The sequence below is a fragment of the Ruegeria sp. YTSA064 genome, from assembly GCF_059610325.1.
Map to the genome: position 1 here is coordinate 70,509 of NZ_JBXWNK010000015.1, position 22,850 is coordinate 93,358.

The 22,850-nt window shown below is 55.5% G+C and carries 22 protein-coding genes; 16 read left to right on the forward strand and 6 right to left on the reverse strand.

Annotated elements, in window-relative coordinates; translation table 11 throughout:
- The first annotated feature begins 4 nt into the window (after positions 1-4).
- Positions 5-1,312 (forward strand): xylose isomerase, encoded by a 1,308-nt coding sequence (xylA, locus tag AC2FI7_RS20095; RefSeq protein ID WP_010442373.1) that lies wholly within the window; start codon positions 5-7, stop codon positions 1,310-1,312.
- 1,014 nt (positions 1,313-2,326) lie between these two features.
- Here the strand turns inward: xylA and AC2FI7_RS20100 are convergent.
- A complete protein-coding gene (locus tag AC2FI7_RS20100) occupies positions 2,327-2,686 on the reverse strand; it encodes a group I truncated hemoglobin (protein ID WP_029622080.1) in 360 nt (119 codons plus the stop codon).
- 152 nt (positions 2,687-2,838) lie between these two features.
- Here AC2FI7_RS20100 and AC2FI7_RS20105 point away from each other — a divergent pair, with 152 nt between their 5' ends.
- A complete protein-coding gene (locus AC2FI7_RS20105) occupies positions 2,839-4,299 on the forward strand; it encodes a catalase (RefSeq protein ID WP_496816666.1) in 1,461 nt (486 codons plus the stop codon).
- Positions 4,300-4,469: 170 nt separating this feature from the next.
- Here the strand turns inward: AC2FI7_RS20105 and AC2FI7_RS20110 are convergent, their stop codons facing one another.
- Together AC2FI7_RS20110 and AC2FI7_RS20115 are read right to left on the reverse strand one after the other, a co-directional pair.
- A complete protein-coding gene (locus AC2FI7_RS20110) occupies positions 4,470-4,994 on the reverse strand; it encodes a redoxin domain-containing protein (protein WP_496816640.1) in 525 nt (174 codons plus the stop codon).
- A gap of 58 nt (positions 4,995-5,052) precedes the next feature.
- Positions 5,053-5,802, reverse strand: coding sequence for a hypothetical protein (locus AC2FI7_RS20115; protein ID WP_010442377.1), 750 nt, complete (start codon positions 5,800-5,802; stop codon positions 5,053-5,055).
- Between the two features lie 86 nt (positions 5,803-5,888).
- Between AC2FI7_RS20115 and AC2FI7_RS20120 the strand changes: the two genes are divergently transcribed.
- Together AC2FI7_RS20120 and AC2FI7_RS20125 are read left to right on the forward strand one after the other, a co-directional pair.
- Entirely contained in the window at positions 5,889-6,434 is a 546-nt protein-coding gene (locus AC2FI7_RS20120; RefSeq protein WP_010442378.1) for a MarR family winged helix-turn-helix transcriptional regulator, read from the forward strand.
- Positions 6,431-7,129 (forward strand): MOSC domain-containing protein, encoded by a 699-nt coding sequence (locus AC2FI7_RS20125; protein ID WP_010442379.1) that lies wholly within the window; start codon positions 6,431-6,433, stop codon positions 7,127-7,129. The genes AC2FI7_RS20120 and AC2FI7_RS20125 overlap by 4 nt, the downstream gene beginning before the upstream one ends.
- Positions 7,130-7,899: 770 nt before the next feature.
- Here the strand turns inward: AC2FI7_RS20125 and AC2FI7_RS20130 are convergent.
- The 3 genes from AC2FI7_RS20130 to AC2FI7_RS20140 form a co-directional block, all read right to left on the reverse strand.
- Positions 7,900-8,169, reverse strand: a complete 270-nt coding sequence (locus AC2FI7_RS20130; protein ID WP_337999045.1) for a transposase — start codon at positions 8,167-8,169, stop codon at positions 7,900-7,902.
- 97 nt (positions 8,170-8,266) lie between these two features.
- Positions 8,267-9,178, reverse strand: coding sequence for an amidohydrolase family protein (locus AC2FI7_RS20135; protein WP_496816643.1), 912 nt, complete (start codon positions 9,176-9,178; stop codon positions 8,267-8,269).
- Complete coding sequence (locus AC2FI7_RS20140; protein WP_010442381.1) at positions 9,175-10,176, reverse strand: nuclear transport factor 2 family protein; 1,002 nt, start codon at positions 10,174-10,176, stop codon at positions 9,175-9,177. Before AC2FI7_RS20140 ends, AC2FI7_RS20135 begins: the two co-directional genes overlap by 4 nt.
- 147 nt (positions 10,177-10,323) lie before the next feature.
- Between AC2FI7_RS20140 and AC2FI7_RS20145 the strand changes: the two genes are divergently transcribed.
- The 12 genes from AC2FI7_RS20145 to AC2FI7_RS20200 all read left to right on the forward strand — a co-directional run bounded on the left by AC2FI7_RS20145 (position 10,324) and on the right by AC2FI7_RS20200 (position 22,758).
- Complete coding sequence (locus tag AC2FI7_RS20145; protein WP_010442382.1) at positions 10,324-11,373, forward strand: ABC transporter ATP-binding protein; 1,050 nt, start codon at positions 10,324-10,326, stop codon at positions 11,371-11,373.
- 85 nt (positions 11,374-11,458) lie between these two features.
- Positions 11,459-12,685, forward strand: a complete 1,227-nt coding sequence (locus AC2FI7_RS20150) for an ABC transporter substrate-binding protein (RefSeq protein ID WP_010442383.1) — start codon at positions 11,459-11,461, stop codon at positions 12,683-12,685.
- Between the two features lie 65 nt (positions 12,686-12,750).
- Complete coding sequence (locus AC2FI7_RS20155; RefSeq protein WP_010442384.1) at positions 12,751-13,779, forward strand: carbohydrate ABC transporter permease; 1,029 nt, start codon at positions 12,751-12,753, stop codon at positions 13,777-13,779.
- A 1-nt stretch (position 13,780) separates the two neighbouring features.
- The gene (locus tag AC2FI7_RS20160; RefSeq protein ID WP_010442385.1) at positions 13,781-14,662 is read left to right on the forward strand and encodes a carbohydrate ABC transporter permease; all 882 of its coding nucleotides are present in this window, start codon (positions 13,781-13,783) and stop codon (positions 14,660-14,662) included.
- Positions 14,663-14,840: 178 nt separating this feature from the next.
- Positions 14,841-15,830 carry a nuclear transport factor 2 family protein gene (locus tag AC2FI7_RS20165; RefSeq protein WP_010442386.1) on the forward strand — a complete coding sequence of 330 codons (990 nt, stop codon included), beginning with the start codon at positions 14,841-14,843 and terminating at the stop codon, positions 15,828-15,830.
- 132 nt (positions 15,831-15,962) lie between these two features.
- Positions 15,963-16,493, forward strand: coding sequence for an ester cyclase (locus AC2FI7_RS20170; protein ID WP_010442387.1), 531 nt, complete (start codon positions 15,963-15,965; stop codon positions 16,491-16,493).
- 11 nt (positions 16,494-16,504) lie between these two features.
- Positions 16,505-17,836: a histidinol dehydrogenase gene (gene hisD / locus AC2FI7_RS20175; protein ID WP_496816646.1), complete on the forward strand. Its 1,332-nt coding sequence runs from the start codon at positions 16,505-16,507 to the stop codon at positions 17,834-17,836.
- A complete protein-coding gene (locus tag AC2FI7_RS20180) occupies positions 17,833-18,885 on the forward strand; it encodes an ester cyclase (RefSeq protein ID WP_010442389.1) in 1,053 nt (350 codons plus the stop codon). The genes hisD and AC2FI7_RS20180 overlap by 4 nt, the downstream gene beginning before the upstream one ends.
- 1 nt (position 18,886) lies before the next feature.
- Complete coding sequence (locus AC2FI7_RS20185; RefSeq protein WP_010442390.1) at positions 18,887-19,654, forward strand: SDR family NAD(P)-dependent oxidoreductase; 768 nt, start codon at positions 18,887-18,889, stop codon at positions 19,652-19,654.
- Entirely contained in the window at positions 19,654-20,673 is a 1,020-nt protein-coding gene (locus AC2FI7_RS20190; protein WP_010442391.1) for a LacI family DNA-binding transcriptional regulator, read from the forward strand. The genes AC2FI7_RS20185 and AC2FI7_RS20190 overlap by 1 nt, the downstream gene beginning before the upstream one ends.
- Positions 20,670-21,644 (forward strand): nuclear transport factor 2 family protein, encoded by a 975-nt coding sequence (locus AC2FI7_RS20195; RefSeq protein ID WP_010442392.1) that lies wholly within the window; start codon positions 20,670-20,672, stop codon positions 21,642-21,644. Before AC2FI7_RS20190 ends, AC2FI7_RS20195 begins: the two co-directional genes overlap by 4 nt.
- Positions 21,645-21,795: 151 nt before the next feature.
- Entirely contained in the window at positions 21,796-22,758 is a 963-nt protein-coding gene (locus AC2FI7_RS20200; RefSeq protein WP_010442393.1) for a cupin domain-containing protein, read from the forward strand.
- The last annotated feature ends 92 nt before the right edge of the window (positions 22,759-22,850 follow it).

A 22,850-nucleotide genomic window follows, 5' to 3' on the forward strand; every position in this document is an offset into this window, starting at 1 on the left:
AGAAATGCCAAGTGGATTTTTTGAAGGGATCGAAAAGATCCGGTTTGAAGGCGCGGACAGCGACAACCCGCTGGCATTCCACCATTATAATCCGGACGAGATTGTCATAGGAAAGCGCATGGAGGACCATCTGCGGTTTGCTGTGGCCTGGTGGCATTCATTCGCGTGGGAGGGCGGAGACCCCTTTGGTGGACCTACGTTCGAACGCCCATGGTATCCTCAGGACGATATGGGCCGGGCCCGCCAGAAGGCAGATATTGCATTCGAATTGTTTGAGCTTTTGGGGCAGCCATTCTTTTGCTGGCACGACGCTGATATCCGGCCCGAACAGGGAAATTTCGCCGATAACTTGCGCACATTGGAAGAAATCACCGACTATATCGGTGAAAAGATGCAAGTTTCTGGCAACAAACTGCTTTGGGGTACGGCCAATATGTTCAGTCATCGTCGCTGGATGTCTGGCGCCAGTACCAATCCTGATCCCGACGTTTTTGCGTTCGCTGCAGCGACAGTGAAATCCTGCATGGATGCAACTCACAAATTAGGCGGTGAAAACTATGTTCTGTGGGGTGGTCGTGAGGGCTACGAAACTCTTCTGAACACGGACCTGAAAACTGAATTGGACCACATGGGCCGTTTTCTGAACATGGTCGTAGAGTACAAACACAAGATCGGGTTCAAAGGCACCATTCTGGTGGAGCCGAAACCTCAGGAGCCTTCCAAGCATCAGTACGACTATGATGTAGCTACTTGCATCGGATTTCTCAGGAAGTACGGTTTGGAGAACGATGTGAAGCTGAATCTCGAGCAGGGCCACGCGATCCTTGCCGGGCATAGCTTTGAGCATGAAATTGCGGTTGCGACTGCTGAAGGGATGCTGGGTTCGATTGATATGAACCGCAACGACTACCAATCTGGATGGGATACAGACCAGTTTCCGAACAATACACCGGAAGTTGCCCTAGCTTACTATTACATCCTGAAGGCTGGTGGTTTTAACACCGGCGGCACAAATTTCGACGCCAAAATTCGCCGGCAATCGATTGACGCTGTCGATCTGGTGGCGGCTCATATCGGCGGAATGGACATATGCGCACGGGGTTTGAAAGCAGCAGCTGCAATGATTGAAGATGGAGGCTTGGAAAACGTGCTTTCGCAACGGTATTCCGGTTGGAAGTCTCCCAAAGCGGAGTCCATGTTAAGCAGTAGCCTGGATGAAATTTCCGCGCGCGTTTTAAATGAAGGAATAAACCCAGAGCCGCAATCTGGACGCCAGGAAATAATAGAGAATTATGTGAACAGATTTGTCTAACTGCCAAACTTGGGTGTTTTCCACTGTTGTCAAAAGTCACGCCATGCCGCCCTTGGTGCTGAGGACACTAAGGGAGGTTTTGTTTATAACCCATCCATAAAGACAAAACCTTTCCTTGTTCTGGTCAAGCGGCCGCAATTCTTTTGGGGTCACAAATGCTTGACGTGTGGGTCATAATTGAATGACGTGATTGACCGATTTAATGAGGTTTTGGCCGTCGATTGGGTCAAATATCAGTGACGTTCCACACGGTGGTTGCAGTAGCGCGCCATTCAAGACTCTGTCCGGTGATGACCGCAGTGCGGACTTTGCTGCCGTCAGTGTTTGCCCGAAGCCAAGTTTTTGACTCTTGCAACTCTTGCCCAAGGCGAACATCTGGGCTGCCGTAAATGCACGAATGAATTTTTTCAAGGTTTCTTGGAGTCGCTGGAACAACACCTCAAACTCATTTGGTGCAGGCTACTCGAACAACTTGGTCCGCCTCGCATTTGTTTCTCTTGGTGCAATCGCCTTCAGAATTTCTACCGCTCTCATAGACACACATTGGTGGTTTCGTTGACCAACCCTGCTTCGTGGTGCATTCATCTTTGCCCGTGCATTGCGAACCCCCACAAGTTTTGGGGTGCCATTGTCTGAGCGACTGATATGTTTTCCATTCACTTGGACAAGTTCTGCCGGGAAAAGAACATACCGCTTCTGCATTTATCATTTCGGTTAACCCTCCGGCGTTGCTACACTCCACCGCTGTGGCTGCCGCACCGATAGTGGCTGAAACTGCCACAGCAAGGAAGAAAGTTCCTGCAGATAGTTTTACCATATAGCACACCGCTTTTTTCCCAACGCGATCATACGCAGTACGACAGCAAGAATAAGACCAAGAAAAAGCTCTCTGCCTCACTGTCAATTGGTACCATCAGTGGACGTTCAACAAGACCCGAGCGATACCTGCTCCACCCAAAAATAATCTAATGACCGAATTTTCACTTTTCTGTGTGCACTCCGTTCACGCAATACTCAAATCCCAACGACTTGCCCTTTGAGGTTATATAGAATGTACAAGACTTCCTCTTGCTCCTGTTGACCAACGTCGTTTGCCTTTAGTGCGTTCACGGCGTCATCCAATACTGCGACAAACTCGTCTCCACTGATGTTCATGTGCCGATGCGCGCTAGCCATATCCTTGCCTGCATAGATCTCAGGTCCACCAGAACCAGTAATAAAGAAGTCCCCCGCCATTTGCTTGAGGTGCTTCATATCACTTCCTGCAAATCGAGCAGAGACAACTGGGTTTTTGGAGTGATTGTCCACCAGCGTGTCAACTATTCGCCGAATACCATCCGTCCCTCCCAGACGATCATAAAGTGTCGCAGACATTGTCTATCCTTTTTTATCGGCGTTTCTCAGACGCTAGCACGGTACTCTAATTGGGGCCAAATCTATTGCATTTTGGCTACGCAATTGATCGTAGCTCACCTTGAAAAACGCTGAACACTTTGGGCTCGAAGTGGACGTTCTCAGCGCGCAGGATCAATGACTGCTATCCGGCGATTACCGCGTTTGGCGCGCCAGTGCCCGACAACCAAAACACTCTGACGGCGGGGCCGCGTGGTCCTGCGCTGCTTCAGGATGTCTGGTTTCTTGAGAAGATGGCTCATTTTGATCGCGAAGTGATCCCCGAACGCCGGATGCATGCCAAAGGGTCCGGCGCTTACGGTACGTTCACAGTGACCCACGACATCACACGCTATACACGCGCCAAATTGTTCTCTGATGTTGGCAAGATGACGGATCTCTTCCTGCGCTTTTCGACCGTTGCAGGAGAACGCGGTGCGGCGGACGCGGAACGGGACATTCGCGGCTTTGCAGTCAAGTTTTACACCGAGGAAGGAAACTGGGATCTGGTGGGCAATAACACTCCAGTGTTTTTCCTTCGCGACCCGTTGAAGTTTCCCGATCTTAACCACGCGGTCAAACGCGATCCGCGGACCAACATGCGCAGTGCGGATAACAACTGGGATTTCTGGACCAGCCTTCCCGAAGCATTGCTTCAGGTGACGATTGTTATGTCTGATCGCGGCATTCCCGCAACCTACCGGCACATGCACGGCTTTGGCAGCCACACATTCAGCCTTATCAACTCGGATAACGAACGTTTCTGGGTCAAATTCCATTTCAAAACCCAGCAGGGGATCAAAAACCTTACCGACGAAGAAGCCGCGCAAATCATCTCTGGTGACCGTGAAAGCCATCAGCGTGATCTTTACGATGCTATCGAAGACGGTGATTTTCCCAAATGGACGCTCTACGTCCAAGTTATGCCAGAGAAGGATGCGGGTACATATCACCTCAACCCATTTGATCTGACCAAGGTTTGGCCGCATGGGGACTATCCGCTGATTGAGGTTGGCGAACTGGAATTGAACCGCAACCCCGAGAACTACTTTGCCGAAGTGGAACAGGCCGCCTTTGCGCCTTCTACAATTGTACCTGGTATCAGCTTTTCGCCGGACAAAATGTTGCAGGGACGTCTGTTTTCCTATGGCGACACTCAGCGGTATCGGTTGGGTGTCAACCATTCCCAGATCCCGGTGAATGCGCCGCGTTGCCCGTATCATTCCTACCATCGTGATGGAGCGATGAGGGTCGACGGCAATGCCGGATCTCGGATTGGCTATGAACCCAATATGCATGGCGAATGGTCCGAGCAACCGGATTTCTCTGAACCACCTTTGTCCATCGAAGGTGCTGCGGATCACTGGAACCACCGCGAGGATGATGACTATTTCTCGCAACCCGGTGATTTGTTCCGCCTGATGACGCCGGAGCAGCAAAAAGTGTTGTTCGCAAACACTGCCCGCGCGATTGGCGCTGCAAGGAAGGAAATTCAGATCCGTCACATATCGAACTGTCTCAAGGCCGATCCTGGTTATGGTGCCGGTGTGGCAAGCGCGCTTGGTTTGAGCATCGAGTGTGTAGACCTGGCATAAAAACAATTGGCAAGTCCCCCGATCTTTTAGGACTTGCCAGACGCTGTGGGTTGTTGGGTAGCGAGCACTGTTTGGTGTTTTTGGGCTTTTCGTCGCCGTGTAAGACAAAACTACGGTTTGGCGATGGCGCTTGGAAAAAACGATTTCCATATGTGGGCACCTTGGCCCGATCACACATTGCAGCTACCTGGTTTGCATTCGCTTTGATCAACAGTGACGGTGCCGCATTTGGTCGACACGACCTCCTGTGTCAGAAGACTGCCAATCTCGGACCCCAATTGAAGTTCCGAAACCTGACCAAGGTGATGCGCAACGATCTGCCCCGCCTGATCTAAAAGGACAAGGCTTGGTGTGCCGCGCATGCCAAAGCGAGACATCGTGTTTGGCAACGGTCCTGCGCCCTGTTTGTCCACGCCGACAGGGAACGTGATGCGATATTCCTGCAGGAAAGCTTGCAAAGACACCGGTGTCATAGCGTTGTGATGCTCGAACACGGTGTGCAGGCCAATTACGGCTACCTTCTCTTCAGGAAACGTCCTCTGAATCGACTGCGCCAGGGGAATACCGTGCAGGACACATCCTGGGCAAAGCATTTGAAAGGCCTCAATGACGACAACCTGTCCTTTTAGGTTATCTAGGGTTAGGGGCGTGTCTGTGTTGAACCATTCCGTGACGTCTAACTCTGGTGCTTGCATTTTCTTTGTCCTCAGTAGCAGGCAGCCGCCGTGGGTTCGGCGGCTGGGCGATCGAATGTTAGTAAATCTTGCCCGGCAGGCTCAGTTCGCCAGATGCGACGTCAAAAACATCTGTGACGCACAGCAAGGGAGCATGGATATTAGCGTTCACACGCAAGGCCGAAGTGACGCCATCGTAAGCGACACCTTCCAGTTCGACGTCGCTGGCGAAGCCTGCGTTCACCGAGATTTCAGGGCCGTCGAACAAAGGCGTAAACCCAGGGCTATCCAGAAAGATCGGAAACCCAGGCCATGTCGCAGGTAACTTGGGTGACGAACCTTCGGGGATGTCACGTACGGCAAGCGCGTCGGGTCCGCACGCTTCGGTCGGAGTCAACACTACCCAGTGGCTGTGCCATTCGATGCCGTCATTGGCCGGGTCTCCGTCGCCGTTTTCGTCAAAAAGCGGTGTGTCATCAAAATCTGGATGACTGGTTGCGGCCATTGCAAGGATGCCTGTGCCGCCTTCGAACCCAACGGCCGAAGGGTCCAAAGACGTAGGCCAGACATATGACCAGACGTCTGAACCACCGACCTCTCCGGTTGCCGCCGGAACCGAGACACCAGCCGATCCATTCGTGGTCATGTGGAAAGTGACCGTGTTTCCATTGCGGTGCGCGTGCGCGGCCAGAATGTCAAAATCCGCGACTTTACTGGCGTCAGCAGAAGATATGATCGCGCCATCCTGATGAATGGCATGGTTCCCATCAGCAAGAGCTGTGCTGCCGATGAGCAGAGCCAAAGTAGAAGTGAGCGTTGAAAGTTTCATGGGTGCCTCCAATAAAAAGATAGCGAGTCGCTACTATTATTAGAAATACATTGCAACGATAATTTCGAGTCGCTACTAAAAGTGTTATGAACACAGATCATCGCATACGCACACTGATCAACCGTCTGGCCCGGATTGATGCTTCCGAAGGATGGGCGGGAGATCTGAACCCGACTCAGAGGATGGCGCTCGAGTACCTCTCTGAGGCGAACATGTTCTCGCGCTCGCCGTCGCATGTCGCAGAATACATCGGTACAACCCGTGGAACGATGTCACAGACGCTCAAGGCTTTGGCGCGCAAAGGCTATGTAGAAGAGCACCGCAAAGAACACGATCAGCGGTCGATTTCCTACGAACTCACAAAAGAAGGGGCCGAGATCGTACGTCAGCCAAATCCTGTTGCTCAGGCAATTGGAGATATGCCCTTAGAAAACCAAGCCATGCTTGAGCAGGGGCTGATGCAAGGCCTCAGTCTGGCTTTGGCCATAAATGGAGGCCGGTCCTTCGGACAATGCAAATCCTGCGCCCATCATGATGTCACGACGGAAAACGGTTTTTGCAAATTGTTGGGTGTTTCATTGGAGCCCGGCGAAAAAGACAAGATCTGCATTGAGCACGAGGAAGCTAAATGAACCGTCCAGAACTGTCGGCAATCGTCGACGGCCTCTTTTTTGGAGCCATCAGAGATCGATGGGAGGGAAAGCCGCCATCTGCCATTCAGAAAGACCGGATGGACGGGCGGCAAGCCATTACCTCGCTTGGATTTTCCGGGGACGCTCAGGCGGACCTGATCGTGCATGGCGGCAAAGACAAAGCCATCCATCATTATGATTTCGGTCACTATTCAGCTTGGCAAGTAGAGAACCTAATGGCACGCGGCACAATGCCCGCGGCGTTTGGCGAGAACATTTCTACCACGGGACTGAATGAGGAAAACCTCTGCATCGGCGACATCCTGTTACTCGGGACGGCGGTAGTTCAAATTAGCCAGGGGCGGCAGCCGTGCTGGAAACTTGGGCTACATACGGGGCGCAAAGAAATGCCTTACCAGTTCCAGAAGACGGGCCGGACCGGATGGTATTACCGCGTGCTCCAACCTGGCGGAGTTGGCGCCGGTGATCGGATCACCTTGGCTGAAAGGCCAAATCCCAATTGGTCTGTATTGGCTGTTACACGCGCACGGCTGACTCGTCGCATTCTGCCGGAAGATGCCGAGGTTTTGTCTCAGATGGAAGAACTTGCTGAAGGTTGGCGACAAGCTTTTAGCCGAATGGCTGATGGCAATGCCAAGGAGGATACATCGGCAAGGCTTGGAGACACCGGCTAAGACACCCAACGCGGCGTTCAGTCGTGACATAGTTTCCTCGAACTTAGTAACCTTCTCAACTCCATGATGGTCAAATCCGCGTTTGTCAGTCGCTGGGTGGAACAGGCAAGAAATGAGACATCAACTTCAGCATCGATGAAATGCCATTAATCGCCTTGGGCCAGAAATGCTTGATGTTTGGGTCAAAATTGAATGACGTGATTCACTCATTTGCTGAGGTTTTAGCTGTCGGCTGAGGCAAATTTTAGTGACGTTCCACAGTGCTCGTATAATGCGACACATAGTTCTGTTACCAGCGACAGAACCCTGCCATTTTCGCCTCACTTCCTTCATCCAGCACCTATACATTTCATTGAACCTGACTTCCTTTTAGGAAAATCAGGGCTGATTTGCAGATCAGACGCCGAAGGCGCCTGTTCTTGCTGATCTGCCACGTGGCGAACACGGATGGGGGCGAGGCAATGCTATTCGACAATGGTGGTGCGGCCTGCGGGCGGAGCTGAGGACACGGTGTTGTCTAATAGGGTTACCCGACGGGGAAGGCAGCGTCTTACCCCTGACGGCCAGAGGCGTTTGGCTTGTCCAAATCCCGCGACCCCAAAAACAAATGCGGCGGTGCTAGCCGCGCCGGTTCTTTTTGCGCCAGAACGCGTTGTTATTCTAATGAATCGGGCGGGAAGCGGTCCTTCGCTGCGAGCGTGGGATTGAATTGACGTTATCGCTGAAAGCGGACATTCATCGTCAATATTGCTCCTGCTAAGTTGCTAGGGTCAGGACCCGTTCTTGTTGCATAGCCAGAACATGACGGTCTCGGTGAGCGCGATGGCTGAGAGGAATACCTTTGCGCACCTGTCGTATCGGGTTGCGACACGCCGCCCGTCCTTGAGTCTACTGAACATGATCTCGATCTTGTTGCGGCGTTTGTATCGGCGCTTGTCGTAATTGACGGTGGTTCTGCGCTGCTTTTGACCTGGGATACAGGCGCGTATCCCTTTTGCGATACATCCCTTTGGACATTGTGTGCCATTAAAAGAACTCATGACCAGGCATTCGACCTTGAGTTACGGTGAGTCATCGGATTGCTTTATCGATGCGGGACAATGGTTTAATTTTTTGCAACCAAACCCTCAGTCTGCACTAGCGATTCAAAATTGAATCTGCCTCCCAAGGAACCTCAAGGTCATAAAATCTTATAGCAGTTTCGCTGAATACCGCCGAATGCGATTCAGCGGGAACCAGATCGCGGTAAACCTCCGCCAAAGTGGCATAGTCGCCATAGAGTTTATCTACTGGAAAATTGGAGCCAAACATGACCCTCTTAGGCCCAAATTGTTCAAGGCATTCATCCACGATCGGTCGAATGCTATCTAGGGTCCAGTTGTGATCGAACATTCCCAAACCTGAGAGTTTACACGAAACATTAGGCAGATTGGACAGCGCGCGTAGATTTTGAGCCCATTCCTTCAGGCCCGCGGGGCTGCGGTCATGCGGCGATCCGGCGTGGCATAGTGCAACACGAATATCCGGCGCCAGCGCCAGCACTCGGGCGGTCTTTTTCATGAGTTCGGGAACGAGTTGCAGATCAAAACTGAGATTGCATATTCCGGCTTCTTTTAAACCGATCAGGAATTGTGGATCGTCCAGTAGTGCATTGGTGCCTGTCTGTGCGTCCTCTCCGGGTGCGCGGCCAACGATCTGGCGCACGCCACGCACAGTCGGAAGGGTCTGAAACGTGTCGAGCTGGGCGGATAGTTCGGTTGAAGTCAGATCACAATACACAACCTGCGCCATCGGCCAGTCTGAATTGGCATCGGCGACAGATTGAACCCATCTAGCTTCGTCAAGGCCGTTTTCTGCTCCCACCTGAATATGGATCGACGCACCGATGCCGCAGGGCGCGGCTTCGGACTGGAACTCGCTCAGCTGGTAATTCCGTTGAATCGGCGTTGGGTCGCCGAAGAACCTTTCCACCCCGCGTGCCATCAGCCAAGGGTAGTGTACTGCCTCGAGGTCCCAAAGGTGGTGATGTGCGTCGATCCAATGAGTCATGTTCGCGGCACCTCTGCCATTCGGGCCAGAATATCGACACCTTGTTGTTTCCAAAAGTGGAGGAGGTCAATGAAGATCCAGTTTTCGGCCAGTTTGTCCCCGGAACGCCGGTAGATATCGATCACCCTGAATTCGCCGGTTTTACCGGTGGCGGGCATGCCCATGAAACCTCCCGTGGGACGCGCGGTGAAGTTCGGCCACCCAAAGAAACCACCATAGTGACCTTCGGCCATGCGGCAGATGTGTTTGGTTTTTGAGCGATCCGCAAACGAGGACCGGAAAGGCCCGGCATGTTGTTTTGCATAGCGTTCAATTGTGTAAGTCGCCCCGATGCCCGATGGGCCCCACCAGATCATATCCTCACACCAGGTACGGCGCAGTTCGTCCACAAGACTCAAACCGCTGTCCCAGCGACCGAGATCGGAAATCATTGCGTTAATGGCCGCTAAGGTTTTCTCGCCTTCTACGGCAGGCTGTGGGCCGAACATCAACCCATCGTGAGTCATCGGTCCGGGCTGAACCAGCTGCGCGGCCGTCTGAGGAGGGAAGGGTTGTAATCCCGCCTGCATCATCAGGTGCGGGATGTCAAAATACATCGCGGTCTCGGTGATTTTGCCGTTCTCGATCTTGTTGAACTCGCAATATCGCAGGAAGACCATCTTGTGTGTCGGGGGAATGCCCAGCCAGTTTTTGTCGAACAAACCCATCAAATGACCCATCGACACAACCCAGACCGAGCTGTGCCCTTCGATCTCATTCGCGCCCGCCATGAACACATCCATCCGGCGCTGCAAACCTGTTAGGCTCGACCACAGAGGGAGCCAGAATTTTTGGACTACATCATCGATTCCGGTCAGTTCGTTGAAGGGATGGAATCCTCGCCATAAAAGCCCTTTCTCGCAATAGCTCGAGAGTGTTTCTGCGATGGCCGGGTCCTTGGATCGACTCAGCGCGTCGTAGAAGCCGAGGACAACCTTCTTCTCGGGTTCATAGGACATATTGTTAACTTTCAGTATGTTAGGAGATAGTGCGCATCGGCTTCCGACACGTTTGCATTCGCATGCAAAAAAAACTTGCCATAAGCTTTACTGAATGTCTATGCTTCTGCATGCGTATGCATAAGTTTGCGCGCCAGGGAGGAAAGAATGGCCGAAATTCAACTTCGCAATGTCGGTAAGCGTTGGGGTTCATTTGTCGGCGTAGACAATTTTGACCTCACAATCGCCGACAAGGAATTTCTGGTGCTCCTTGGCCCATCAGGATGTGGCAAAACCACGACCATGCGCATGATCGCGGGCCTGGAAGACGCCAGTGAAGGCGATATTCTGATCGATGGCGCACGTGTTAACGACATGGAGCCCAAGGACCGGGACGTCGCGATGGTGTTCCAGTCCTACGCCCTGTATCCGAACATGAATGTTTACGAGAATATACGGTTCCCACTGAAGGTTCGCGGCATTGATCCCGCAACACATGACGAAAAAGTGCGTCGTGCGTCGGCGATGGTCGAACTGGATGACTTCTTGCATCGCAAACCGGCAGAGCTGTCGGGTGGGCAGCGTCAGCGGGTCGCGCTGGCGCGTGCCATTGTTCGGGAACCCAACGTGTTCTTGATGGACGAGCCACTGTCCAATCTTGATGCAAAACTGCGCGTTTCTACCCGCGCCCAGATCAAGAACCTTAGCCACGAACTGGCGGTGACAACCATTTACGTGACCCATGACCAAATCGAGGCGATGACGTTGGCCGATCGCGTGGTGATCATGAAACAGGGTGTGGTGCAGCAGGTCGGCTCTCCAACCGACATTTACGATGAGCCCGCTAACACATTTGTGGCGAGTTTTATTGGCAACCCGGCGATGAACCTTGTTGATGGCGATGTCAAAGGTGGTGTGTTCCGCGCTCGAAACACCGAAGTGCAGGGGCTGAACGCACCAGACGGTCCCATCACGCTGGGATTTCGCGCCGAGGACGCCAATGTTGTGGAAAGCGGTGGCGAGATCAACGCGCCGATATACACGCAAGAGCTTTTGGGCGACAGCACGATGGTCTCGGTTCGGATTGGCGGAGCGCTTGTCTCAGTTAAGGCCGACAAAACCTATCGGGCCGAGATCGATGATCAGGTTTCGATCCATATCCACACCGATCACTGCCACTTGTTTGATGCGCAAACAGGTGCACGCTTGAATGGCTAAACGTTAAAATCCGTACCCGTCACAACGGATTCATACAAGGGTGCAGACTTCGAAGATGCACCCAAACATCCAGGGAGGAATACTTATGTTTCTAAAGAGAATCGCATTGGCTGGCTCGTTGGCCGCCTTTGCCGCGAGCGCAGGATATGCCTGTGAAATCGACGGTCGGGTCAATATTGTTGGCAACGAATTTGCGGCCATTCAGGCCGTCGCGGCCGGTGCCAAGGAATGCACCGGGGCGTCAGTAGAATCTAACCTGACATCGGAGCACCAAACCATCAACGTGGCTGGTTTGTCCGGAAACCCGTCTGAGTATACCAGTGCCATCATCGCCAACAGCTCGATAGTGGCGCTGATGAACGAAGACGTCATTCGCCCGCTAAACGATCTTGTGGAACAACATGGTCAGGACCTGCAGCCAGGACAGCTGATCAAAATTGGCGACAATATCATGGCCATCGCGTTCATGGCCAATGCGCAGCACCTGATGTACCGCAAGGATGTTCTGGAGCAGGCTGGTGTTGAAGTGCCAACCACGTATGAGGAACTGCTCGAAGTGGCCAGCGCCATTCGCGAGCAGGGGATCATGCAAAATCCGGTGGGCGGCGCCTACGCATCGGGTTGGAATCTGGCACAAGAATTCAACAATATGTTCCTTGGCTATGGTGGCCAGCACTTCAAGCCCGGCACGGCCGAACCCAACGTTAATTCTGAAGCCGGCGTAAACGCGCTGAACATGATGAAAGCGTTGTCGGAATACATGAATCCCGACTTCCTGACCCATGACTCGAACGCCACCAACGCTGAATACCGCGCGGGCAACGTTGCAATTATGAATATGTGGGGGTCGCGTGCGTCACAGCAGACCACCACCGAGGGCGTGTTGCAAGAGGTGATCGACGGTCACGCGATTGGCGCACCGCTGACAGTTGGTGGCGGGGATACCCCGGCATCGACCCTGTGGTGGGACGGCTGGACTGTCGGAAAAAACATCTCGGATGAAGAGGCCGAGGCCACATTCATCGCCATGAAACACGGTATCCGCCCGGACATGTTGAACGATGAGACCACGCCGCTAGCGGTTTGGCTGATCGAAGGCTACGAGCCCGCTGCAGATGCCGAAGGCGTTTTTGCCGCGGCGAAAATGGGCACGCCCGCTTATCCGATGCTGCCCTACATGGGTCTGATGCACAGCGCGCTTGGCAACGAACTTGCGGACTTCATGCAAGGCAAGGAAAGCGCTGATCAGGCACTTGCCGATGTCGAGGCCGCCTATCGCGCCGCCGCCATCGAGCAAGGCTATTTGCAATAACAAGCCCATTGCGCGGGCGCCTTCGATATCCGCCCGCGCAAACCCACTGACGCGAGGATTGCAACATGCGCCATAAGACATTCCTTTGGTTCTTCCTGCCCACAGGACTTGCGATGTTGCTGTTCATCGCGATGCCAATCGTGTCGATCGTGACGCAATCGATCTTTGCACCTCACCCAGCTGTTCTGCTAGAGGTCGAAAGCTGTACCCCTCTGATCGGCTGCACCACAGAGACGACCATTGACCAAGAGGCTACCGCAGCTCTGCGAGAAGCACAGCCTTTGGGGCGGTTTGTTGGGCTGGGTATTTACTTTGACCGCGGTCATTTGGCGATCCAGGAAATCAGCCAGATGTGGGCGTCCAACGAGACGTGGGACGGGTTCTTCTCGGAATTGGGAAATCTGCCTTTTTACCGGGCAATGGCGTTCACGCTTACATTCACTTTCATTGTTACGCCTCTCACGATCCTCTTGGGGCTGGTAATCGCTCTGGCAGTTAACTCACTGCACCGGCACCTCAAAGGTCTGATGATCTTCTTTTCGCTTCTGCCCATGATCGTCACCCCGCTTATCGGGTCTCTTATCCTGTTCTGGATGATCGACAGCCGCGGTGTCATTGGTAACGCTCTTGTATACATGGCCGGAGATCCGAATTTCAGCCTTAAGGCCTCAACCGGGCTGATGTGGGTTGCCTTGATGGTTTACGGTGTCTGGAGCTCGGCCCCATTTGCCTTCGTCGTGTTCTATGCTGGGCTACAAACGCTGCCTCAGGACCAGATTGAGGCGGCGCAGATCGACGGCGCAACGCGCTGGCAACAAGTCAAGTTTGTTGTCGTCCCGCATCTCATGCCACTTGTGACATTTGTTGCGCTGATCCAACTGATGGACAATTTCAAAGTGCTTGAGCCGATCATCGGGTTCAGCGCCGGAGCGCATGCACAATCCCTCAGCACCTTCATTTTGAACGACATGAGTGGTGAAACCCGGCAACTTTCATCCGCTGCTGCAACTTCTGTGATGACAATTATCGGGGTCGCCATTCTTCTGTCGCCCGTGCTTGTCCGCACATGGCGTGACTTCAAAGGAGCAAGATAAGATGGCCAGTCGCGCACAAAGAATGCCCAAAAGCCTTCGGATAGCCTCTTCTTTATTCGTGCTCCTTTGGTTCTTCCTGGCTGCTTTCCCATTCTTCTGGACGGTATGGGGCTCGTTCAAAGTCGAGTTGGATTTCTTCTCTATCGCGGACTGGACCAATGCGTTGACCGGTGCCCGAACCGAAGCAGTCTATGGCTCGCCATTCACCACCACCGGCTATGAGGGCGCATGGATACAGGAAGAATTCTGGCGCAATGTTCTCAATACCGGAATCGTGTGTTTCTTCGTGGTCACTATTTCATTGACTATCGGAACGCTGGGAGGCTACGCGCTTTCACGGTCAACCTATAATTACACGTTCTGGCTGTTGATCACGGCGTTGATATTCCGTGCGATGCCACCGATTGCGCTGGTTTCAGGATATCTGCTGCCCTTCTTTGAATGGAATATCTGGGGAATCCTCCCAACCACCATCATCGTGCTTGTGGCGATCAACCAGCCCTTTACCCTGTGGATGCTGCATTCCTTCTTCAAGAACATCCCAAGCGAATTGGACGAAAGCGCCAAAGTCGATGGCTGCAACCAGTTTCAAGCCTTCCGCCGCGTGATCATTCCGGTGATGTGGCCGGGTGTCATCACCACCGGGCTGTTCTCATTCCTGCTGGCCTATAACGACTTTGCCGTGGGGGCGATGCTGCTGTCAGAAAGCAACCGTACCATGGTGCCCGCCATTGCCGCGTTCCTCGGTACAACGCAAACCGAGGGCAACGTGATGTTCGCCGTTGCGGCCGTGGTTTCGGCCACAGTTCCACTGTTCATTCTAGTGATGTTCTTCCAGCGTCAGATTGTGGGCGGTCTGACCGCCGGGGCTGTGAAAGGCTGACTCTGATGGGACGTACGCATCCTCAGTCCGTATCTGCCCATGCGCGCGCAGCCAGCCTGAACATGGCTGCGTGCCGGGCACGACGACCCGGGCGAATTCCCTTTGCTTTGATGCGCGCAGGACCATGCGAGACGCTTCTCCGCAGACGCCTTGAACAGATCCCATAGAGACAAAGACAATGGAAAGCCTCGACCGCAAACCCTTTCTGAAATTCACCGCCGCACAACGTCATCCTGGCAACTTCCGGCCGGCCTTTGACGCCTTCTTCGCCCCCAGTGCGCAAGTCAACGTGGTGCATCCCTTCAACGAGGTCGCGGGCGGCCTCGGACTGCACGATCACGTCATCGCCCCGCTTGCCAATTCCTTCGACGGGCTGTTTCGACGCGACGACATTGTCATGGCCGGCGAATTTAACGGACAAGGCTGGATCAGCGCCACGGGCTATTTCGTTGGTCGGTTCTCACGCGATTGGCTTGGCATTCGCGCCACAGACGAGCTTGCCTATCTGCGCTTCGGCGAGTTCCACTGTATGCAGGATGGCAAGGCCGTGGAGAGTTTTGTTTTTCTGGACATCCCAGAGCTGATGCTGGCCGCTGGGCAATGGCCGATTACCGACAGCCCGGGCAAGACCCGCGGTTTCACTGGCATGATTCAGGGCCCAGCCAGCCATGATGGCATCTTGACCACCCCTCAAGACCCTGCCGAGGGTGCCAGGAGTTATCGTATGGTCACAGAAATGCTGGCCGGACTTGCCACTGAGAATGAGGCTTGGCGCCCCTACTGGCATAACAACATGGTCTGGTATGGCCCCGGCGCCTTCGGTTCTTTCGTCGGAATCGAGAGTTTTGCCAGCTTCCAGTTACCTTTCGAAGCCACCTTTGAAGGCTGGTCCGGAGGCAGTGCGGGCAACGGCATGACTGCGCATTTCACCCGCTACGGCGACGGCAACTACGTATGCTCGGGTGGCTGGCCCTCGTTGACTGGCGTGCAGATGAAATCCTTTCTCGACCAGCCCGCAAGCGGTAAACGCGTCTTCATGCGGGTCTGTGACTGGTGGCGCCGCGAGGGCGACCTGCTGGTCGAAAACTGGGTTTTTGTCGACATCCCGCATGTGCTGTTGCAGCTGGGTTACGACCTTTTTGCCGAAATCGCTGAACCAGCCGCATGAGCTGTTCCGCCAGACATAACGCCGCTGCGCGCCACCCGGCGCTCAACCGAATGCCAAGGGATTTTCTGACGGCCGATTAACCCTCCCCGTCTGTACAGAAAATCTCTTGGCAACCACATAAGGACGAGACACATGAAGGGCTCCCGCCCCGAACAGGCCGTGCTGACACGTGACACGGACATGAGCAAAACCGACGAGACCCGCGCCGTGATCGAGGGGATGGTCGATGGTTTGAACGACCACCGCATCGACGATATCGGCGAATTCTTTGCAGAAGGATTCCGCTGGATCGGCAATCAGGGCTGCGGCACCAAGACCGGGTTGCAGGAGTTTCAGGAAAACTGGCAGCGCCCGTTTCAGGCTGCCTTTTCGGATAAGACCTGCATCGACGAAGCGCGCCTCTACATGGGCGAATGGGCTGCGGCCTTTGGCCGTCAGGAAGCGACCCATTCGGGCGAGTTTCTGGGCATCGCCCCGACCGGCAAGCGGGTCGAGATCCGCTACATGGATTTCTGGAAAGTCGTCGACGGTAAGATCGTCGACAACTGGGTAAATGTCGATTTTGCCCATGTCGCCGCGCAGCTTGGCGTTGATCTGTTCAATGGCGAAGGCTGGGAAACATTCGACCGGGGAGAGAAGGTTCCGCCCCGGCCCGACAATTGAGGATTAGGACAATGGCAATTGAATATCTGAAACACGGCAAACCCGAGGCCGACCGGGCCGAAGATGACGCCAAAACACGCGCTGTCGTCGAGGCGACGCTGAAAGATATCGAAGCTCGCGGTGACGCGGCAGTGCGCGAGTTATCGGAGAAATTCGACAACTATTCGCCTGAGAGTTTCCGCCTGAGCCAGCAGCAGATCGACGACCTGATCGCGTCGCTGACCGAACGCGAACTGGCGGATATCAGGTTTGCGCAGGCACAGGTGACGAACTTTGCGCAGGCGCAGCGCGACTCGATGCTGGATATCGAGGTTGAGACGCAGCCTGGCGTGATACTGGGCCACAAGAACATCCCCGTGCAATCCGTGGGTTGCTATGTGCCCGGCGGCAAGTTCCCGATGGTGGCTTCGGCGCATATGTCGGTTGCAACAGCGAAGGTCGCCGGTGTGCCTCGCATCATCGCATGTACCCCGCCGTTTCAGGGCGAACCAAACGCTGCGGTGATCGCGGCCATGCATCTGGGCGGCGCGCATGAGATCTATGTCATGGGTGGTATCCAAGCCATCGGCGCCATGGCAATCGGGACCGAGACCATCGATCCGGTTCACATGCTGGTTGGCCCCGGCAACGCCTTTGTAGCCGAAGCCAAGCGCCAGCTCTTTGGTCGCGTCGGTATCGACCTTTTTGCTGGCCCGACCGAGACCATGGTGATCGCCGATGAAACCGCAGCCGATGCCGAGCTTTGCGCAACCGATCTGCTGGGTCAGGCAGAACATGGCTATAACAGTCCCTGCGTTCTGCTGACCAACTCGCACAAACTGGCTGCGGAAACTTTGTCGGAAGTCGACCGCCTGCTGGGCATTCTTCCGACCGCGGGCACCGCGAAAGTGTCGTGGGACGAGTATGGCGAGGTGATCGTCTGCGACAGTTATGATGAGATGCTGCAGGTCGCTGATGATATCGCATCCGAGCACGTTCAGGTCATGACCAACCGCGACGATTGGTTCTTGGAAAACATGACCTGCTACGGCGCGTTGTTCCTTGGGCCACGCACCAATGTGGCAAACGGCGATAAGGTGATCGGGACAAACCACACCCTGCCGACCAAGAAGGCCGGTCGCTATACAGGCGGTCTCTGGGTGGGTAAGTTCATGAAAACCCACAGCTACCAGAAGGTCGTCACCGACGAGGCTGCGACGCTGATCGGCGAATACGGCTCGCGCCTGTGCATGCTGGAAGGCTTTGTCGGCCATGCCGAGCAATGCAATATCCGCGTCCGCCGCTATGGTGGGATCAACGTTCCTTACGGTGAAGGCGCCCCTTACCGAGAGGCTGCGGAATGACCGACGTCCATTCAGCGAACAAGGCGCTGATCGCCCCGTTGCGGGCGGCAATGTACGGTTTTGACGAAGCAGGGGTGCGCGCCGCGCTGGATGGGCTGATCGCACCGGGCGCGGTCGTGCATATGCCGCATCCTTTCGGTGATCTGATCGGTCCGCAGGACCTCTACGACACCTGCTATGCGCCGCTGCTGAAAGCCATGCCCGATCTGGAACGCCGGGACTGGATCGTGATGGGTGGGCCAACGGAACATGGCGATGATTGGGTCGGTTGTGGCGGGCATTACATTGGCACTTTCGTCGCCCCGTGGTTGGACATCCCGCCAACCGGGCACCTGACCCATATGCGGTTCCACGAATTCTACCGCATCACCGATGGCAAGGTTGTCGAGATCCAGACACTCTGGGACATCCCCGAGGTGATGATGCAGGCCAAGGCCTGGCCCATGGCCCCGTCGCTGGGGCTGGAATTTTACATTCCCGGTCCGGCAACGCTGGACGGCATCGTGCCCGGACCGTGGGATGAGGCGACATCGCAGGCCTCGTGCACTCACATTGTCTCAATGCTCGAACACCTTAAGAAACACCCCAGCCAGGGCGGTCCCGCAGTGATGGAGATGGAGAAGTTCTGGCATCCGCGCATGAATTGGTACGGTCCTGCAGGGATCGGCACGGGTCGCGGTATCGCGGGGTTCCGCAACTGGCACCAGATTCCGTTCCTGAACGGTATGCCCGATCGTGGCCAGTACGTTGAGGATATCACCTATCACTTCTTCGGTGACGGCGACTATGCCGCCGTTACCGGCTGGCCCGACATGATTCAGACCGTCACGCATGATGGCTGGATGGGTATCGCGCCGTCCGGCAAGCGGATTACCATGCGCAGCCTCGATTTCTGGCGGCTCGAAGATGGTCTGATCCGCGAGAACTGGGTCATGGTCGATCTGCTGGACGCCTACCGCCAACTGGGCGTAGATGTCTTTGCCCGCCTGCGCGAGTTTAATAAGGCACGTGTTCCGGGCAAAATTCCATTCCCGGTCGGCGAGGTCTGATATGCCCCAATTCCCCAGCACCCCCAGTTTCAGCCTCAGCGGCAAGCGCGCACTTGTCGCCGGAGCTTCCTCGGGCATCGGCATGGCCTGCGCGGTTGCGCTGGCCGAACATGGTGCCGAGGTCACACTGGCTGCGCGCCGCGCAGATGCGTTGCGCGATATCGCCGAGGAAATGAGCGCCCGGGGCTGGGCTGCCCATGTGCTTGAACTGGATGTCTCGGACGTGGCGGAAACGGCTGAGTCTGTGGCGCAGAACGGACCGTTTGATGTATTGCTGAATTCGGCAGGGCTGGCCCGGCACGGTAAGGCTGTGGACACGCGACCGGATGATTTCGATGCCGTGATGGGGGTGAATGTCCGGGGCGCCTATTTCCTGACGCAAGCTGTGGCCAGGGGGCTGTTGGAGGCCGGTTGTGCCGGGTCGCTGATTAACATCTCAAGCCAGATGGGTCATGTCGGTGGCAGGGAACGCGCGGTGTACTGCGCGTCGAAATTCGCGGTCGAAGGGTTCACCAAGGCGATGGCGTTGGAGTTCGGACCCGCAAAGATCCGCGTCAACACGATATGCCCCACATTCATCTTGACCGACCTGACTAGATCGACCTTCGATGACCCGGACAAACGCGCCTGGATTCTGGACAAGATCAAGCTGGGCCGACCGGGCGAGATTGAGGATATCATGGGGGCTGTGGTCTATCTGGCCTCGGATGCGTCGGCGCTTGTGACCGGCACAGCAATTTTGATCGACGGAGGTTGGACAGCGGACTGATGGCAGCACACAAGGTTACATCCATGGACGTTGCACGGATGGCTGGGGTCAGCCAATCCGCAGTCAGCCGGGTGTTTACACCGGGCGCCTCGGCTTCGCCCAAGACGGTTGCTAAGGTACGCAAGGTGGCTGAGGCATTGGGATATCGGCCCAACGTGCTGGCCCGCGCCATGGTCTCGGGCAAAAGCGGCATCATCGGTCTGGTTGTGGCCTACCTGAACAATCAGTTCTATCCAGAGGCGCTGGAAAAACTGTCGAACGCCTTACAGGAGCGCGGGTATCATGTGCTGATATTCATGGCCTCTAATACGGCCCAGAACATCGACAAGATTGTTGGCGAAATCCTAGATTTTCAGGTTGATGGGATCGTTGCTGCTTCGGTCGCGCTGTCATCCGATCTGTCTGATCGCTGCCGGGCGGCCGGGGTGCCCATGGTTCTGTTCAACCGGGGGCAGGATGATCCCACGATGTCATCGGTCACTTCGGACAACCTGGCCGGAGGACGTAAGGTCGCCGAATTTCTGCTGGCCGCAGGGCACAAGAAAATCAGCTATGTCGCCGGTTGGGAAGGCGCGTCGACCCAGCGGGACCGCGAGGCCGGTTTTGTCGCGGCTCTGCACCAAGCGGGCTTGACGCTACACAGCCGCGAGGTTGGCAACTTTGGAACGGAAGATGCGCGGGACGCAACCCGCAGGATGTTTGCCTTGGACCCGCCTGATGCTGTCTTCGTTGCCAACGATCATATGGCGATCGCGGTGATGGACACGCTCCGGTTCGAGCTGGGCCTGAAGATCCCTGAAGACGTTTCGGTGGTGGGGTATGATGATGTCGCCGTTGCGGCCTGGCCCAGCTATGACCTGACAACAGTCCGACAGCCCGCCAACCGCATGGTGGCGGAAACGGTGGACATTCTGCTCAGTAAAATCGACGACCCGCAGATAGAGCCCAAGCAGCTTGAGATCGACGGACCACTGATCATTCGCGGCTCGGCCCGCATTCCTGAAGGATGGCAAACATGAAGGGATTTGATCCCAAATTCAAAGACTTTCCCGACTATATTATCGGGATTACCAAAGAGATATGGGAAGATCGTGGAATTGCCACTTTGCACCACTATTATGCGCCGGATATCGTTGTGCGTTCGCCCGGTTCGGTTGTGGTTGGCAATCAGGGGGTTATCGCCGCCACGATGGCAACCCTTGCCGAGTTTCCGGATCGTACATTGCTTGGCGAGGATGTGATCTGGTCGGGCACACCGGAAGAGGGCATGCTGTCGTCGCATCGCCTGCTGTCCACCGCAACGCATATGGGCGACGGTGTGTATGGCAAAGCGACCGGCAAAAAGCTGGTCTATCGCATCCTCGCCGACTGCCACGCCATCAACAACCAGATCAACGACGAATGGCTGATCCGCGACCAGAGCGCGATTGTGCGGCAGATGGGCTGGGACCCCAAAGAATACGCCCGCGACCTGATCGCCCGCGAGGGCGGGCCGGACGCCTGTGTTCAGCCCTACACTCCCGCAAACGAGCAGCCGGGTCCCTATAAGGGTCGTGGCAATGACAATGAATGGGGCCAGAAATACGCTGACATCCTGACCCGGATCATGAATGCCGATCTGAGCGTGGTTGAGGCGGAATATGATCGCGCCGTCCTGTCGGAATATCCCGGCGGCACCACGGGGCACAGCTGGGGGCCGGTGGACCGGTTCTGGATGGGCCTGCGCGCCTCTTTCCCGAATGCAGAATTCAAAATCCAGCACCAGATTGGCCGCGACGATCCGATGATGCCACCGCGCGCGGCGATCCGCTGGACGCTGCACGGCAAGCATGACGGCTGGGGCGTTTTCGGCGTGCCGACCGGGGCCGAGGTTTTTGTTCTGGGCATCAGCCAGGCCGAGTTTGGTCCCTGGGGTCTGCGCAAGGAATATACCCTGTTTGACGAAACCTCGATCTGGAAACAAATCCTGATGAAAACCGGCGATCTCTAATATGTCGCTCCGTGTCTCAAATCTGGATGCCGGGCAGGCGTTGCGGCGGTTCCACGCCCACCGCGCCAGCTTGCGCGCCCGGCGGCTTAACAATCGCCCGCCGGGAGGTTTGGTTTGATCCCAACAAAACCAAATCAAATGGAGACAAGATATGAGTACCATCGAAAGCCGCATCGTCCGTTATGGCGAACTGAAGCCGTGTAAAACCGCGTTCATCGACGCGCACACGCCGGGCTCGGACCAGAAAGAGAACTTTACCATTATTGGTGGCGGCGTTAGCGAAAGCCCCGATCAGCACGTCCATATCACCGACAAGATCGGGTTCAATATTGGCGCAGCGGGACAGCCTCCGAAGTGCCGCAACTCGCTGCACAGCCACACCACCGCCGAGGTCTTCTTTGTTGCCAAAGGCCGCTGGCGGTTCTTCTGGGGCCGCTATGGCACTGCAGGCGAATTCATCGCCGAAGAAGGCGACATCTTCAACATCCCGACCGGCATCTTCCGCGGGTTCGAGAATGTCGGCCAGGACTACGGCATGATCATGTCGATGCTGGGCGGCGACGACGCTGGTGGCGGTGTGATCTGGGCTCCGCAAGTCATTCAGGACGCGCAGGCCCATGGCCTGGTTCTGGGCAATAACGGCGTACTCTATGACAGCAAAAAGGGCGAGGAATTGCCGCACAACGTCCAGCCCATGCCGCTGCTGACCGAGGAAGAGCTGAAAGCTTTCCCCGAGGTTCCCGTTGATGCGGTGATCGGCAAATATGTCGCGCGGTACTGGGACCTGATGGCGCTGTCGGTGGACAAGCCGACAATGGTGATCGGTGAGAATGGCCTGATCAAGGACAAGCCCGGTTTCGAGGTCGATTTCCTGACACGCGGTTCGGCCGTTTCTGATAAGGTCAAGGCGGACAAGCCTGTGGTTCTGATGCCGGCCAGCGGCCATTGGCGCATCAAGATGAATGAGGTCGAAACCACTCTGTCGAACGGCGATACCGCACTGGTTCTGCCCGGTGAAAGCTACAGCGCCGAGCCGTCGATGACCGGGCAAGCGGGTCTGTACCGCATCACCGCAACCGACGATCCGGCCGGGGCGACCTGGACGGGCGCATAACGTCAAAACTGCGTGTCCCGATTCCAATCGGGGCATGCTCAGCGCATCCTGCACCGGGTTTCCGGCCCGGCGCAGGAACAAGATTTGAAGGG